Origin of the sequence: Nocardia sp. Root136, assembly GCF_001427185.1 — a bacterium.
GTDB classification, from domain to species: domain Bacteria; phylum Actinomycetota; class Actinomycetes; order Mycobacteriales; family Mycobacteriaceae; genus Nocardia; species Nocardia salmonicida.
Window position 1 is genome coordinate 303,371 of sequence record NZ_LMFE01000007.1, and the last position, 14,119, is coordinate 317,489.

At 68.8% G+C, this 14,119-nt stretch carries 17 protein-coding genes; 1 reads left to right on the top strand and 16 read right to left on the bottom strand.

All coding sequences use genetic code 11. From position 1 onward, the window contains the following. Window positions 1–24 precede the first annotated feature (24 nt). Window positions 25–1,851, top strand: coding sequence for a type VII secretion protein EccE (gene eccE / locus ASD42_RS18560; protein WP_056818315.1), 1,827 nt, complete (start codon window positions 25–27; stop codon window positions 1,849–1,851). Window positions 1,852–1,900: 49 nt separating this feature from the next. Here the strand turns inward: eccE and ASD42_RS18565 are convergent, their stop codons facing one another. The 16 genes from ASD42_RS18565 to ASD42_RS18640 all read right to left on the bottom strand — a co-directional run bounded on the left by ASD42_RS18565 (window position 1,901) and on the right by ASD42_RS18640 (window position 14,091). Then, the gene (locus ASD42_RS18565) at window positions 1,901–2,194 is read right to left on the bottom strand and encodes a hypothetical protein (protein ID WP_056818317.1); all 294 of its coding nucleotides are present in this window, start codon (window positions 2,192–2,194) and stop codon (window positions 1,901–1,903) included. Between the two features lie 49 nt (window positions 2,195–2,243). Next, window positions 2,244–2,582, bottom strand: coding sequence for a WXG100 family type VII secretion target (locus ASD42_RS18570; RefSeq protein ID WP_056818319.1), 339 nt, complete (start codon window positions 2,580–2,582; stop codon window positions 2,244–2,246). A 40-nt stretch (window positions 2,583–2,622) separates the two neighbouring features. Continuing rightward, on the bottom strand, window positions 2,623–3,414 hold the full coding sequence (locus tag ASD42_RS18575) for an ESX secretion-associated protein EspG (protein ID WP_056818320.1): 792 nt from the start codon (window positions 3,412–3,414) through the stop codon (window positions 2,623–2,625). Then, window positions 3,411–4,385, bottom strand: a complete 975-nt coding sequence (locus ASD42_RS18580; RefSeq protein WP_056818323.1) for a PPE domain-containing protein — start codon at window positions 4,383–4,385, stop codon at window positions 3,411–3,413. Before ASD42_RS18580 ends, ASD42_RS18575 begins: the two co-directional genes overlap by 4 nt. Beyond that, window positions 4,385–4,687: a PE family protein gene (locus ASD42_RS18585; RefSeq protein WP_056818324.1), complete on the bottom strand. Its 303-nt coding sequence runs from the start codon at window positions 4,685–4,687 to the stop codon at window positions 4,385–4,387. Before ASD42_RS18585 ends, ASD42_RS18580 begins: the two co-directional genes overlap by 1 nt. 15 nt (window positions 4,688–4,702) lie before the next feature. Further along, entirely contained in the window at window positions 4,703–6,040 is a 1,338-nt protein-coding gene (locus ASD42_RS18590; RefSeq protein WP_056818327.1) for a hypothetical protein, read from the bottom strand. 2 nt (window positions 6,041–6,042) lie between these two features. Continuing rightward, window positions 6,043–6,354, bottom strand: coding sequence for a type VII secretion target (locus tag ASD42_RS18595; protein WP_056819250.1), 312 nt, complete (start codon window positions 6,352–6,354; stop codon window positions 6,043–6,045). 100 nt (window positions 6,355–6,454) lie between these two features. Beyond that, complete coding sequence (locus ASD42_RS18600) at window positions 6,455–6,751, bottom strand: YbaB/EbfC family nucleoid-associated protein (protein WP_056818330.1); 297 nt, start codon at window positions 6,749–6,751, stop codon at window positions 6,455–6,457. 31 nt (window positions 6,752–6,782) lie between these two features. Then, window positions 6,783–7,115, bottom strand: coding sequence for a hypothetical protein (locus ASD42_RS18605; protein ID WP_056818332.1), 333 nt, complete (start codon window positions 7,113–7,115; stop codon window positions 6,783–6,785). Window positions 7,116–7,126: 11 nt separating this feature from the next. Continuing rightward, window positions 7,127–7,897: an ESX secretion-associated protein EspG gene (locus ASD42_RS18610; RefSeq protein WP_235569682.1), complete on the bottom strand. Its 771-nt coding sequence runs from the start codon at window positions 7,895–7,897 to the stop codon at window positions 7,127–7,129. Between the two features lie 5 nt (window positions 7,898–7,902). After that, window positions 7,903–9,720: a hypothetical protein gene (locus tag ASD42_RS18615; RefSeq protein WP_056818335.1), complete on the bottom strand. Its 1,818-nt coding sequence runs from the start codon at window positions 9,718–9,720 to the stop codon at window positions 7,903–7,905. A gap of 155 nt (window positions 9,721–9,875) precedes the next feature. Beyond that, window positions 9,876–10,643, bottom strand: a complete 768-nt coding sequence (locus ASD42_RS35340) for a toxin-antitoxin system YwqK family antitoxin (RefSeq protein WP_235569684.1) — start codon at window positions 10,641–10,643, stop codon at window positions 9,876–9,878. Continuing rightward, a complete protein-coding gene (locus ASD42_RS18625; RefSeq protein WP_056818338.1) occupies window positions 10,640–11,824 on the bottom strand; it encodes a hypothetical protein in 1,185 nt (394 codons plus the stop codon). The genes ASD42_RS35340 and ASD42_RS18625 overlap by 4 nt, the downstream gene beginning before the upstream one ends. Continuing rightward, window positions 11,817–13,328 (bottom strand): hypothetical protein, encoded by a 1,512-nt coding sequence (locus ASD42_RS18630; protein ID WP_235569686.1) that lies wholly within the window; start codon window positions 13,326–13,328, stop codon window positions 11,817–11,819. Before ASD42_RS18630 ends, ASD42_RS18625 begins: the two co-directional genes overlap by 8 nt. After that, entirely contained in the window at window positions 13,325–13,813 is a 489-nt protein-coding gene (locus ASD42_RS18635; protein WP_056818340.1) for a DUF6301 family protein, read from the bottom strand. Before ASD42_RS18635 ends, ASD42_RS18630 begins: the two co-directional genes overlap by 4 nt. Then, window positions 13,810–14,091, bottom strand: coding sequence for a hypothetical protein (locus ASD42_RS18640; protein WP_056818341.1), 282 nt, complete (start codon window positions 14,089–14,091; stop codon window positions 13,810–13,812). Before ASD42_RS18640 ends, ASD42_RS18635 begins: the two co-directional genes overlap by 4 nt. Window positions 14,092–14,119: the final 28 nt, after the last annotated feature.

The window sequence follows — 14,119 nt, forward strand, 5'->3', positions numbered from 1 at the left end:
GGGACAACGATTTTGAACAATGGGATGAACGCCGGTGAAACCGGTGGCGACAACGTTTACGACACCTTGCGTGATCCGGAATTCTGGCTCTTCCGCATCTTCCCGCTGTGGGCCTGCGTGCCCGTCGCGGTGCTCGCCGCGATGGTGGCCTGGGTGGTGCTCGCCACGACGGGATCGGTGCCGGGCGCGATCGGCGCCGCGGTCGCGGTGCTGGTCATCGGGCTCGTGCCGATCCGGCGGCGCCCACCGGCCGTTCGGTTCGGTGGGTGGATCGCCCGCAGGCTGCGCGGCCGCACCGACACCATCGATCGCGCACCCGCCTTCGACGTACCGCTGGCCGAGGGCGGCGGCTGCGGGGTGCGCTGGGACGGCGATCTGCTGCTGACGATGCTGCGCATCGATCCGCCGCCGGACGCGTTGACGCTGCTGCGCCGCGGTTCGCTCAGCGCGGACCAGCTGTTGCCGATCACCGAGATCGCGCGCTGTCTGGATCAATTCGATGTTCAGCTCGTGAGCATCGATGTGATCGCGACCGGTGCGCGGACCGCGGGGATCGGGGCGGCGGCGCAGCTCTACGACCGCATCCTCGGTCCGCTGCCCGCCATCGCGCACCGCGCCTGCTGGCTGGTGCTGCGCCTGGACCCGGTAGCCAACGCCACCGCGGTCAGCAAGCGCGGTGGCGGCGCCGAGGGCGCGCTGCGCACGATGATCATCGCCACCCGCCGGATCGCCAATCGTCTCGCCACCCACGGCATCGACGCGGCCGTACTCACCGCCACCGAGATGAACAGCGCGCTGCGCCAACTGACCCATGGGTTCGATCCGCTGCGGCTCACCGAGTCGTCGCACGGGCTGGCCACCGAACAGCGCAATCGGCCCGAGCGCACCGCCTCCCTGCGTGAGCAGGTGACCGGGCAGCGCGAGCAGCCCGAGCACAATGAGCCGGTGACCGCGCCGCGTCATCTCACGCAATATCAGCTCACCGCGCCGATGATCGGTACCAACGGCTTCGCCGAGATCTGGTCGACCCCGAGCCTGTCGACGACGGTGACCCTGCGCCTGCACCCGGGTGCGCGGCGCACCGACCGCCGCGACGACAAGGCCGACACGGTGGTGCTCAACGCCGTCGTCCGATTCGACACCGCCGCACCGCTGGACCACAAGCCGCTGCCCGGGCTGCGTGAGCTGCCGGGCAGTCAAGGCCGGATCCTGCTGGACACCTTGCCGATCGGCGCTGCCGAGGACCTCGGCGGGCGCGACGGTTACCGCGGCACCCTCGTCGCGCTCACCGATATCGCCGTGCCGACCACCGGCTGCGGGCAACTCATCGGAGCCGACGCGGCCGGTCAGGGGATCGCCGTGCCGCTGATCGGTGAAGGAACCCGCCACGTCGACGTCATCGGCAACCTCGACCTCGCCCAGCAGGTGATCCTGCGAGCGACCGCGCTCGGCGCACACGCCGTGGTGCACACCGCCCGACCGCAGGCCTGGCAGTCGATGGTCGCGAATCTGGCTATGCCCCAGCTACTCTCGATCGCACCTCGCGCCGCGGGCGCCACCCCGCAACCGCAACTCGGACCGCCCCCGATGCCCGCGGCGCCGTACCCGGCCACCACCGTCCTGGTGTACGACGGCATCGCGCCGACCAGCCACCTCGGTGGCGCCACGGTGGTCGAAGTCCGCACCGCCGAACGCGACCCCGACGACTTCGCCCCGGATGTCACGCTGACCCAGGACCCCTACTCCCCCAACCGGATCACCGTCCGCACCAGTACCGGCACCGCGACCGTCACCATGGTCACAACCCCCGACGAGATGCACTACATCGGCGAATCACTGGCCGCGCGCTGACACGACGAAGGCCGACCGGTCACACCGGTCGGCCTTCGCAACAAGCGGATCAGAAATCCGCGAAACCGTCGCCGACCTTGCCGTCGGCCTCGAGGGCGCGGTTCAGCGCCGACTCGACCGCTGCGGCCAGATTGTCGAGCTTCGTGAGAGTGTCGCTCAGCTCCGTGTGCACGGAAGCGTGCGCCTTTTCGAAATTGGCGTGCGCGTTGTCACCGGTGAGGGCGGCCTTGAAGTTGGTCGCGGCGGTCTCCAGCTCGGAGATCTCGCCACGCATCTTGCCACCGAACTCCTGCAGGTCGCTGAACAGCTCGTTCATCGCCTTGGGATCGTAAAGAATGGTCATGCTCTAGTTCCTTGTCGTATCGATGCCGATTGCGATCGTGGAGAAGCGATCAGGTGTGGAGAGTGGTCTGCGGAGCCGAGCCGCCGGCGCTCGCGCCGCCGCCACCGAAACCGGCCTGGTCCATGTTCACGATGGTGCTCTTGCCGGAGTCGATGGCATCGTTGAACCGGTCGAACTTGGTGTTCAGGTCGGAGGCCTCTTGGTTCCAGATGTTGGCGACCTCGACGAACTTGTCGTGCGAGTCACCCTTCCAGCCCTTGACGACCGCCTGGGCGGAGCCGTCGATCTCGTTCACCGACCGACGAAGATTGCTGATCGTTTCCTGCAGCGCCGTCACAACATTGTCTACGCCGCCGGCTTCTACGCCTACTGATCCCTGAGGGGGCATTGTCGAACCTTTCCTTCTTGATGGGTGACACGGGAGTTGGCTATCTGGACTGCCACCCCCCACCGGGAAGCCCCTCGAGGAGCGCACCGATCGCCTGGGTGAGGCGGTGGTCGGTGCCCGGCGTGATGGTGGCCCACACCTGGCCGTCGGGCGCCGTCATCGGCGCTACGACGATCCGGCCGCGCGCGGTGTCGTACACCGCGACCGCGCCAGGAGCCAGGGTGGTCAGCCCGTCGTGGCGGACGGAGGCAGTGATCTCGGTGTAGCCGTGGCAGGAGCCGAAGGCCGCGCCGAGCACTGTCGCTTCGTGCGCGTCGATACCGAGCGCGTACATCGCGTCCACATAGTCGGAGGTGGAACTCGCGGCGTCGAGGCGTCGCGACAGATCGTCGGCGGAAACGCTGACGGTGGTGATGTCGGCCTGCGGGCAGGTGGGCAGCGTGGTGAGCAGCAGCCTCGTGAGTTCCCGGTCCGATCCGTCGATCCCCGGCGCCCATACCTCGAACGAGGATCCGGTCCGCGCGGCGACAGCATGCTGGGAACCGCGGCGCGCCAGGCAGATTCGGCGTTGCTCCGCTTCGCCGTAGCTGCGCGCGACCAGTTCGGCCTCGGGTGCGGTGAGCGTGAACATGGCCTCGGCCAAACCAGGCTCGACATCGCCGTATCCGTCGAACACGCCACCCGCGGTGAGTTCGGCGACAGCACTGTCGCGCGCGGCTTGCCAGGCGTCGATCGTGTCCTGCTGCGGTCCGACGGCGAGTACCAGCGGCAGCGTCTGCACGCCGAGGCGTTCGGCGACCGCGAGCAGCGAGTCGTTGGTCAGTGTGGTCACGACCCACCTCCCGACTGCGCGGTTCCGGACTGCGGTGCGACTCGCTCAGCGACACCGAGCACCGCGGGAGCCGCCTGGATCTCGCCCTCGGCCACCAGCTGATCGGATTCTTCGTAGGCCAGACCTGCCCGGGGGAAACGCGCCGTGTCCTGTCCACCCGCGGCGGACGCCATCGGCCCGGGTGCGATGGGTGTCGAGTGCCCGGCCGCGGTGGCGACCGGTGTCGGCTGCGCGGACGGGGCGACGGCGGTCGCGGACTGCGCGAAAACAGGTGCGCGATAGGCAGTTTGCACCGGTGCGGGCAGTGCGGGCAGACCGCCGAGTCCCAGCATGCCGATCCCCGGCATCGATGACGCTGTCGTCGCCGATGCGGTCTGAGCGCCGGACTGCTCTGCCGCCAGCGCGGCCTCGGGCACGATCGGGGGTGGCGGGACATGCAGCCACGGATCGGCCAGCGGCTCGGTGGCCGCTTCGTAGCTGCGCATCACCCGGGAGGCAACGGCTTTGGCCATATCGGCCTCGGCGTCGTTGTGTGCCGCGACGGCCTTGATCGGCGCGCCGAGCACCGCGCCGACCGCTTCCAGCGCCTTCTGCATCTCGGCGATCGCGGCGATGTCGGCGGTGTTGGGCATCGCCAGCGCCGCCACTTCGTAGGCCAGCACCTGCGCGTGCATTCTGGCAGCGTTGGCCGTCGCGGCGGCGGCCGTCTCCAGCAGCCAGTCGCGCAGGGTGGAAACCCGTTGCCACACTTCGTCACTGCGCCCGGACTGCCAGGCACCGCGCAGTGTCGTCAGCACCTGCTCGTAGTCGAGCACGGCCGCACCGAGGGCCGCGGCGAGCCGCGTCCACGCGGCGGCCGCGTCGGCCATCGGAATCGGACCGGAACCGGTGGTGAGTTCGGTGGCCAGCCGTTGGGGCTCGCGTGCCTCCCACACCACACCGGTGAAACCCGGCTGCGGTGGTTCGATCATCAGCCGCCGAAACCGGTGGTGTTGTCGGATTCCATCCGATCGAAATCGGTGACCTGCGAGCGCAAGGTGGCGGCGAACTTGCTCATCTCGCGCGTGCCTGCCTCGGCTCCGGTCAGATAGTCGTCGGCGACGCCGTTGGCGGTGGCCGCGGCGCGCGCGGACACCTCATCGGCGCCCGCCGGCGCGACATGCAGCGCGGGCGCGACCGCGGTCAGCTCGGTGGAGAGCCGATCGACGATGGCGTCCAGTGCCGACGCGGCCTTACTCGCCGCGGCCGCATCGAATTCGAAGGTGTCACTCATTTGCCACTCCTGTCGTCACAGTGTGAGTTCTTTGTCCGGTGGTGCTTCGGTGGTGGCGGCCTCCACAGCGCCGACCACCGGCATCGACACTCCGTCGATCGCGCCGACGACCTCGTCACCGTGATGGCCGGTGACGAGCTGGGTGTGCACAGCTTCGTTGCCGCCCCCTTCGGCGGCCCGCGCCATCGGCGTACCCGCACCCGCGGCACCGCCCATCGGCATGTAGCCGGGAGCGGATGAGCTGGTCGTGGCCGAGGTGGTGGTGCCGCCGGTAGCGCCGGTACCGCCCGTGCCCATGGCGCCCATGGTGGAAAGGCCACTGCCGCGGCCGCCCTGCCACGGGCTCAGCGGCGTCGCCGCGGCGGCCACGCCGCCGCCGCCGAAGCCGCCCATCGTGCCGCCACCGCCACCGCCACCGCCACTGCCTGCGGCGGCGGCTTCCTCGGCGGACAACGCCTCGTCGGCGGTGCCGGTGTCGGAGGTCGTGGTCTTACCGGTGGTCGCCGACAACGAGCTCGCCTGCTCGGTCAGCGAACTCAGCGAGGAGACCGCGGTGCTCGCGGTACTGATCAACGGCGTGATCATGCTCATCAACTGCGACAACGATTCCGACGAGTCGACACCGGTCGGCGCGTTGGTGATCTCGACCTTCTCACCGGCCTGCGTCATCTGCGCGCTGTGGCCGAGCAACTGGACCTTGGTCTCCGCGGTGATCGCGAGCGCCTCGGTCATCGCCTCGACGGTGGCGGCGACCAGCACACCCTGCCCGACCGGGGTCAGGGCGTAGAGCGGCGCCAGCGCCACGGTGGCCGAATAGCGTGCGATCACCGCCGCCAACTGGGTCGCACCGGTCGCCACACTGCCCGCCGCGCCGGTGAGTACCGCCTTCTCCTGCGTGCTCTGGGTGGCCAGCTTGGCGCCGTCGGCCTGTGCCGCTGTCGCTTTCGTCGTCGCCTGCGATGCCGCCGCGCTCTGCCACAGTGACATCACCGTCTGCAGCGCCGTGGATCCGAGCGAGGTCACCGTGCTCAGCACCGAGCTGATATTCGAGAACATCTCGGTGGGATCGACGGAGGTGTCGGTGCCGGTGCCGCCGAGCTGTCCGGTGCCGAACGCGGAGGCCAGCTGGGTGAGCGGCTGCATCAGCGCGGTCAGGTCGATCGTCGGCAACGGTGGCAGTTCGGGCAGCTGTACGAACTGGGGAAGTTGCGGAAGTTGCGGCAGCCCCATCGAAGTCAGCGCCTGGCTCACCGGCTGATCGAGCATCGGCGCCAGCGAGCTGCCGCGCATCAGCTCGAGCACCGTCGGATCCAGCGACGCGCCGCTGGTCGGAACTCCCCCGGGAAACGTCATGGCTACTTGTCGACCGCCGCGATACCGAGTCGGGCCGCCGCGTCGGCACCCTCATAGGTGGCGGCCGCCTGCGTGGCGGTGAGCGCCGTCCCGGCGTGCACGCCCGCCAGCTGCGCCACCGACGTCAGGTGGTTGGCTTGCGCGTACGCGAACGACATCAGGAACTCCTGGCCGATCAGGCCGAACACCGGCACGACCGCGCCGACTGTCGCCGCCTGATCGATGGCACCGGCTTGGGCGACACCCGCCGCCATGCCGGCCGACGCACCGGCGTAGGCACGAACTGCATCGGGAACTACCGCAACGTGATTCATGACCATTGTCCAATCTCGAAACAGCCCTTAGCGTTTCGTTACTCTATCTACCAGTTTAATGTCAGCGCTACGCATAGCGCCGGTAAAATTTCGTTGAACCTCATGGGTTCGCTTCGTTGAACGCCGTGATCGCACCGGCCCGTTCGGCGTAGGCGCGATAGGCCGCCGCGTGCGCGGTTTCCACCAGCACCCGCTCGAAATCCGCCGGCGAGAGTTTGCTGATCGCCGTCGAGAATTCCAGCCCGACCAGTGCGCCGTTGCCGTCGACGGTCACCGTCACCGCGCCGTCGGGCGAGGTCTCCTCCGCCCGAATCCCCTGCGTCGTCTCGGTCAGGTCCTGCAACCGGTACAGCTGCCCCTGCACGCGCGCGATGAGCTCGTCCATGGTCTCGACCATCTCGGTTACCTCCTTCTGCTTCGGCGCCGACTCATACCGAACGCAACCAACTGTCGGGCTCGGTGTCGTAGTCCTGCTCCTCGACGATCTCCGCCGCCGCGACCTCGGCCTCGGTCGGCAGACCGGTGGCAGCGAGCAGACCCGGATCGAACCCGGCCTCCGCCAGTTGATGTCGCCGCGCCAACCCGGCCCGCTTCGCCGATTTCCGGCACAACCGCAGTACCTCGGCCGCCAGCGCACCGGGATCGCCGCGCAACTGATCGGCATCGAGCGTGATCCCCACCGGCAACCCCTGCTCGGTGGTGCGCACCTCGATCCCCCCGGTCAACGACGCCGCGGTGAACTCGGTCGGAAACTCGTCCATGTGCCTCCCTCCTACGCTCGATCATCCTTGATGGCTCTGACAACTTCGGCGATCTGCGCGTTGATCAGCGAGACCAGCCGCCGACGATCGGCCGGCACCACCCGGGGCGGCGTACCCGGCACGATGACGTATCGCCCGTCGTCGACCACGTCACGCCAGACCAGATACAGGCGCAGAATGCCACGCGGCCCGAATCGCGACCAGCCCTGCTCGATCTCGATAGTGCCCGCGAGATCATCGGATTCCCGAAGGAACTCGGCACCGACCGCGGCGGAATCGTCGCCGGTGTCGTGCACGAGAGAGCGGCTGAACGAGAAGTCGACATCCGGGGCCGCGGTGTCGACGAGCTCGAAGTCACGGCGCCGACCCGGATCCGCCACCGGAAACAGCGATGCCACCGCATCGCCGAGGGCCAGCGCGTCGTGCCTGGTCACCGTGAAACCGGTGGAGTCGGACATGGTCGCACCGGGTTTCTGGCGCACCACGAAAGCGTTGTCGCCCTTGCGGACCGCGAGCACGCGCAGCGACCGCTTCGGATTCTCCGGTTCCCGCCCGTCGATTCCCCGCGCGATCACGCGAATGTCCGGACAGGTGAGCGCCTCGGTGAGCACCTCGAGCTCGCCGTTCGACCGGCGCCGAAGTGCCTGCCAGGCCTCGTGTTTGACACGGACACTGTCGGCATAGGTCCGCGCCGCGCCGCGATAGCTGAGCGGTTCGGGCAGACTCTCCTCCTTGAGCTCGTCGTACATCGCGGCGAACTCCACCGGCGTGAACTCCACCACCACCGTCATTGTTCGATGACCGGTCTCGCCACGATCGGCGCGGCGCCGAGCGCATCGTCGAGATGATCGACCGAGTCGAGGTAGTCGGCGCGCTTGTGTTCCTTCTGCTGTCCGCCCGCACCCGCGCCCGCACCGCCGCCGCCCATCGGCATACCGCCCATCGGCATGCCGGAACCGGCGCCCGCGAGGCCGGCGCGGCTCGCCATGGCTTCGAGGCCGGTCGCGCCGACGGTGGCACGGGGGAACAGACTCGACGCGTTCTGCAGACTCTGTCCGGACAGCCCGGCGCCCGCACCACCGCCCGAGCCGCCGCCTGCACCACCGCCACCACCACTCTTGGCCGCCGCGGTCATCTTCTTCGCCTGGTCCTCCAGCGAGGAGCTGAGACCGGCCAGGCCGGGCACCGACGACAGGGCGCTCTGATCCGCCCCTGATGCCGCCGAACTCGCCTGCTCCAAAGCCGACTGCGCGGCCGAACTCGCCTGCTCCATTCCAGAGGTCAACGCCGAGGCCGCCTGCTCGAGCCCCGACGACGATGCCGCCGCCGCGGCCTCTTCGGCGGCCTTGGCCGACTGCTCCGCCGCGGTACGCGCGGCGGCCTTCGCCGCGTCGGCGGCCGCTTTCTGAGCCGCGGTCTGCGATGCCGATTGCAACGCCGACATCCCGTTCTGGAATCCGGAGGACAGGCCGGCGGATCCCGCACCCGAACCACCGCCGGAGCCCGAACCACCGCCGGAGCCCGAACCGCCACCGGTACCCGAACCGTTCCCCGCCGGGTTGCTGCCCGTCGTCGGCGGGATCGGGTCGGGAAGCAGCGCGATCTTGCCCGCGGTGTTGTCGACGCCGAGCACATAGGTGTTGTTCATCGCCGTCGCGTAGCGCTTCTCGTGCGCCAGTTTCTTCCGCGTCTCGTACGCGCGCACCGACTCCGGTGACAGGTATCCCACGTCGGTGTAGTTCACGGCCTGCAGCGACGTCCTGGTCGCGTACAGCCAATCCGAGACGAACCCCAGCAGCGTGCCGAGCGCCTTCATGCCGTCGACCAGGTCCTTGTTGCCCTTGCCGTAGGCCGTGATCGCCGCTCGCGCACGGTCGGCGCCACCGCCTTCGCCGGGGCTACGCCAGCTGTTCTCGGTGGCGATCATCTTGTTCGACAGCCCCTCGAACTTCTCGTCCAGCCTGCCCGCCAGCCATGTCCAGTCCGTTCCGGCCTGTGCCGCGGTGACCTCCATGCTCGGGCTGCCGCTCAGGGAGGCGATGATCTTCTGGTAGTCGTCGTAGTTGAACTGGCTCGGGTCCTCGGCGTTGACGATCATCGGATCGAAGGTCAGGCCCTTGGGCGGCCTCAGCAGGCTGTCGGGAACCCCGCCGCCTTCCTTCTTCAGAACCGAGATGTCCATGCATCGCCCGAACGCCTGGGGCGCGGTGCCGAGCTTCTCGGTCTTGCCCTTGTCCGCCTCGATCCGCCCGCGCAGGGCGGCCAGGTCGGCCTTACCGCCGGCGTCGCCGCCGGTGTAGGCCTTACCGGAGGCAAGGAACGTATCGGCCATATCGTCGAGGATCTTGCCGTGATCGTCGAGGATGCCCTTGAGGTCGCGGCCCTTGGCCGAAAAACGGTCCGCCAGCCCCGCCGCGGACGGAATCACCGCGGCGAACGAGGCGAGCTGATCGACCTTGCCCAGCGCGGCCTTGACCGAGTTCACCCGAATCCGTACATCGATCGCCTCGTTGACCAGGCCCTCGATGACCTTCGGCTGCAATTCCAGTGCACCGCTGAGTGACTCGGCACGTAGCCCACTCCACGGATTGGGTGTCTCACCCATACGCGACTGTCCTCCTCATCACCACGGGCACCCCCTACGACGAGAGACCTGCCTGCGATCGATTCCTTCGACGTAGCAACGATTCTAATGTCGCAGATGTGAATACCGCATGTACAGAGCTGATCTCGTTGGCAGCGACATCCTGACAATCGCTCTCAGTGGTGCCGATCGGTCGCGATGTGGAAGTTCAGGTCCCGGCGATCGAAAGATGCTGGGAGATAACTGTTCTCGCGGATGTAGTCGAGAAATTCCGTCGGCAGGGCAAGCGCGTGTCCGGCGTAGTACTCGATGAAATCGGTACGCCAGATCCACACGCCGTCCGAGTGCAGAGAGGGCCCGCCGAGGATCCAGCCATCACCTGCCAGGAGGTCCGGTACCGCCGACATCACGTCGACGATGCCGGGCGCTGTGCGGAGATAGTCGAGGACCCGGGCATGTTCGCCGGTGCGATCCGGCATCAACGCATCCCGGATCGAGGGCAACTCGTCGCGTGTGCCGTCGTACATCTCCCGATACATGCCGAGCTGTTTCAGCTCGAAGACCTCACCGGGAGCGCCCGCCTCCAGCCGGTGTTCGATCAGCGTGCCGTGTTGGTCCCAGCGCTTGTGCAGGCGCAGCGAGCCGGGGCGGGCATACACGTCGAGCGTGGCGAGCGTCCCGTCGCGACGCCATTCCCGCCATTCACCGACCGGCAATCCCCGCTGCGTCGTGCCTACCGACGCAGGTGAACCGTCCTCGTACCAAGCCTGACTCGGCCCGTCGTCGAGACCGTCGACGAAGCTCCACCGCGCGGCGATCGTGCCGTCTGGATGGAGTTCGACCGCCTGCCCGGTGTACGGCTCGCCCCGGTAGCGGGTCGGCTCCTCACCTGAACTCAGGGCGAATTCCGGATCGTTGATATCGAGCGCGGGACCGTCGGTCATCTGCTCGTGTCCTTTCCTGTCGCGCCTGCCATCGTGAGCTCGAACAACGCGCTGTCGATATCGAAACCCGCGTCCTCGCCGAACAGTTCGGCCAGCGCGGCGCGGGTGACCTCGCCCTTCTCGGCCGCGGCGACCAACTGGACCACCAGGTCGAGCCGGTCGCCGGTCGCACCGATGACATCGGCGACCACGTCGACGACGGTCTGCGAGGTCCAGATGGCAGGGACGGCCGGCGCCAGCTCATCCGAGACAGGCGACTCACCGCGATGCCACGCACCCTCGTCCCACCAGTAGCAGAACGACAGCAAACCGTCGGACGCGCGGCCGTTGAGCACCGGCTCGGCGACCCAGGACGGCGCACCCGCGAAGAGCTCGGGCAGCGGGGCGCCGCCCTGGTATGCCTCGCGCAGCCGTTGCGCGTTCCACACCCCGCCCGAGAGCACCGCGCGCCCGCCCGGCAACGCGCACAGGGTCGCGCCGCTGCGCTGCGCGCCCTCGAACTGGCAGATGCCCGGTGAGATCCGCGGGCCCATCGGCGATCCGGCCGCGACGAAAGCCGCGGCGAGCACGGCCCAGCGACGGGCGATCAGCGGGAACGCCGGGAAGTCCTGGTCCGGCTCCGACCGAATCGCCTGCTTGCCGAGCGCATTGTCGCGACGTGCCTGTTCGGCGGCGTTCCGCGGCGATCGCACCTGACGACCGCCGTGGCCGATATAGGCGGCCAACCAGACCGGCAACGTCGGACGGGGATAGACCTCGAGGTCGCTGCGATAGGCGGGGGCGGCGAACAGTTGGCCCTCGGGGAACGGGTCGGCGCCGTAGTCGTAGTCGACTTCCATCCGGCCGTCGGCAGTGAGCTCGAGCAGATACCGCCACCACGGTTCGTCGTCACGGTGCGCCGACAACCCACGGTGTTCACGTACCAGGGCGAGCACGTCCTCCGCCGGGAACGCCCGGACAGCGCGGCCACGCTCATCGGCGAACAGCACCACCGCCGACTCGGCGGTCACCGTCAGCGCGAACGACGCGGTCAGCCGCGACCACCCCGGCGGCCCGAGCTCGGCGAGCTCGAGACCGATCCGGTAACTCAGTGCCGACATCTGCTCCGCTACGTCCGCCACCGGCGGATCCGCGGTGCCGAGGGCGAAATCGACGTCCGGGTCGGTGGTCTGCTCAGCCATGCCGCTCCTGGAACCGGCGCTCGAAAGCGTCGATGTAGATCGAGGGCGCCACCGAGGACGACGAGCGTTCCAGCACACCGTCATCGGCGACGTAGTAGATCGCGCGGCCGATCGCGATCTCGCCCGGTTCGACCGGCAGGTACACCATCCACCCCACGGACAACCGGTCCGCCCGTAGCAGCGTCGACGGGTAGGCGGTGGCGTCCACGGCCGCGTCGTCCAGGTGGCGACGGACCCGGTCGATCGCCTCCCCTCGCGGCATCGGTGCCAGCCCTTCGCTCGTCGTCGCGCCGGCGAGAACGAGGTGGAACAGGGCACCGTCGACATCGAAAAGGCCTTCGTCGCCCAAGAGTTCGACGAGCGTGCCCCGAGTGACGATTCCGGCTTCGGCCGCGGCGACCAGGGTCGCGGCGGCCGTGCGCAGCGGTTCGCTCGGGTGTTCGTCGATCAGGACGGCGACCGCGCGCGCCGTGGCTGCCGCCGACCACACGTCGGGCAGCGCGACGGCGACGGCATCGGCGGCGGGCGACTCGCCCTGGTACCAGCGACCGTCTTCCCACCAATAGCAGAAGGACAGCAGACCGGCGGCCGCCCGGCGATCGAGCGTCGGGGTGGCCACCCAGGCGGGGGCGCCCGCGTACAGCTGGGGCAGCGGCGCGTTCTCGTTGTAGGCGGTGTCCAGCGCGGGCGCGTTCCAGACACCACCGGAGAGCACCGCTCGATCGTCGGCGAGCTGGTAGAGGGAACTGCCGTGACGCTCACTCGTGTCGAAACGGCCGACCGAGGGCAGAAACCGCGGCCCCCAGGTCGTTCCGACCGCGACCGCGACGCCGGCCAGTACCCCCCACCGCGCCACGAGCAACGGCAGCGGCGGGAGCCCGTCGACCGTTGTCGGCTCCGCCGCGCGGTCGGCGCGGGCCTGTACCGCCGCGGTCGCCGCCGAGCGCAGCTGACGATCGTCGTGGTTGAGGTAGGCCGCCAGCCAGCAGGGCAGGCGGGCGCGGGGGTAAACCTCGAGGTCCGCCCGATACGCCATCGGCGGGAACAGGTGGTCGACCGGGAACGGTTCGTCGCCGTAGTCGTAGTCGACCTCGATGTGACCCGAGGGGGTCAGTCCGAGCGTCAACCGCCACCACGGTCCGTCACCGAGCTCGGCCGAGCGCTCCCGGTGTGTTCTGACCAGGTCGAGCACCTCAGCGGACGGGCGCAGCCTGGTTATTCGCTGCTCGTCGTCGGAGTACACCGCGAGCACGATCTCAGCGGTCACCGTCAGCGCGAAGACCGCGTCGACCCTGCGCCAGCCGCTCGGGCCCTGACTCGCCAGCGCACGGGCGGCCCGGTGCATCAGGTCACGGGCTTGTTCGCCGATATCGGTGGCGACGGGGACGGCGAAGTCGACGTCGACCTCAGCGGATTCGGTGGGTGACGAGGTGGCTTCGGTCGGCTCGGCGGTCACGGGCCGCAGTGCCGACTTCGCCGCGGTGTCGTCGGTAGGGCTGGTCACCGGCTGTGCTTCTCGACCTCGATATTGCGATCGTCGGCGGCCAGCCTGGCATCGGTCACCAGGAACAACACGACCGAGACCGGCGACTGCGTCAGGACAACGGTCTGTGCCGGACCTGCCCAGCGAATCTGCGGCCACCGACCCGGGATTCGCGCGGTCGGTTCGCCGAGCGCCTCGGTCAGCGCATCGGTCATCTCGGCGAACGCCGTGCGGAGGCGGGCTGTGCCTGCCGCGTCTTCTTCGACGAAATCGGTCAGCCGGGTCTCGATGCGCACGGCTTTACCGTCCTCACCGTGCACTTTCCCGCTGCCGACCCCGAGGCCGGTGTCGAGCATGACCCAGTTCGGGTTGTTCGCCACCACGCGCCAACCGAACTCGGCCGCCAGTTCCGGTACCTCGGACAGCTCCCACGACCAGTCCAGGTCGCGCAGCCGGGCAGCGAGATCGGCCAGCTCGGTGGCCGATGGTGTGTGCCATTCGGTCACCCGTTCGCCTCACGATCGAGCTCTTCGAGCCTGCGCGCCAGCGCGGCCCTGCGCGCCCTCTTGTGCGAACCATCGAGTTGAGCGGCGAACTCGGCGCGCGCGGCGGTCACCAATTCCTCGGGCACCGCGGGGTGGACACGCGAGATCGCCCAGAGCGCGTTCTCGGTCTCGTTGTCCAAGCCGGTTTCGGTGCGGAGGCCACCGCCGCCACACACCGAGGCGAGCATCTCCTCGAAATTGGCCCGGATCTCGTCCTCGGTCGGATAGTCCGTGCGCATGCTTGCCTCCTCCTGGTTGTATCGGTCG

Excerpts from the sequence above, each read along its gene's own strand:
- eccE (WP_056818315.1), top strand. The coding sequence starts at position 25 with ATGAACGCCGGTGAAACCGGTGGCGACAACGTTTACGACACCTTGCGT.
- ASD42_RS18565 (WP_056818317.1), bottom strand. The coding sequence starts at position 2,194 with ATGACCATTCTTTACGATCCCAAGGCGATGAACGAGCTGTTCAGCGAC.
- ASD42_RS18570 (WP_056818319.1), bottom strand. The coding sequence starts at position 2,582 with ATGCCCCCTCAGGGATCAGTAGGCGTAGAAGCCGGCGGCGTAGACAAT.
- ASD42_RS18580 (WP_056818323.1), bottom strand. The coding sequence starts at position 4,385 with ATGATCGAACCACCGCAGCCGGGTTTCACCGGTGTGGTGTGGGAGGCA.
- ASD42_RS18585 (WP_056818324.1), bottom strand. The coding sequence starts at position 4,687 with ATGAGTGACACCTTCGAATTCGATGCGGCCGCGGCGAGTAAGGCCGCG.
- ASD42_RS18590 (WP_056818327.1), bottom strand. The coding sequence starts at position 6,040 with ATGACGTTTCCCGGGGGAGTTCCGACCAGCGGCGCGTCGCTGGATCCG.
- ASD42_RS18595 (WP_056819250.1), bottom strand. The coding sequence starts at position 6,354 with ATGAATCACGTTGCGGTAGTTCCCGATGCAGTTCGTGCCTACGCCGGT.
- ASD42_RS18600 (WP_056818330.1), bottom strand. The coding sequence starts at position 6,751 with ATGGTCGAGACCATGGACGAGCTCATCGCGCGCGTGCAGGGGCAGCTG.
- ASD42_RS18605 (WP_056818332.1), bottom strand. The coding sequence starts at position 7,115 with ATGGACGAGTTTCCGACCGAGTTCACCGCGGCGTCGTTGACCGGGGGG.
- ASD42_RS18615 (WP_056818335.1), bottom strand. The coding sequence starts at position 9,720 with ATGGGTGAGACACCCAATCCGTGGAGTGGGCTACGTGCCGAGTCACTC.
- ASD42_RS35340 (WP_235569684.1), bottom strand. The coding sequence starts at position 10,643 with ATGACCGACGGTCCCGCGCTCGATATCAACGATCCGGAATTCGCCCTG.
- ASD42_RS18625 (WP_056818338.1), bottom strand. The coding sequence starts at position 11,824 with ATGGCTGAGCAGACCACCGACCCGGACGTCGATTTCGCCCTCGGCACC.
- ASD42_RS18640 (WP_056818341.1), bottom strand. The coding sequence starts at position 14,091 with ATGCGCACGGACTATCCGACCGAGGACGAGATCCGGGCCAATTTCGAG.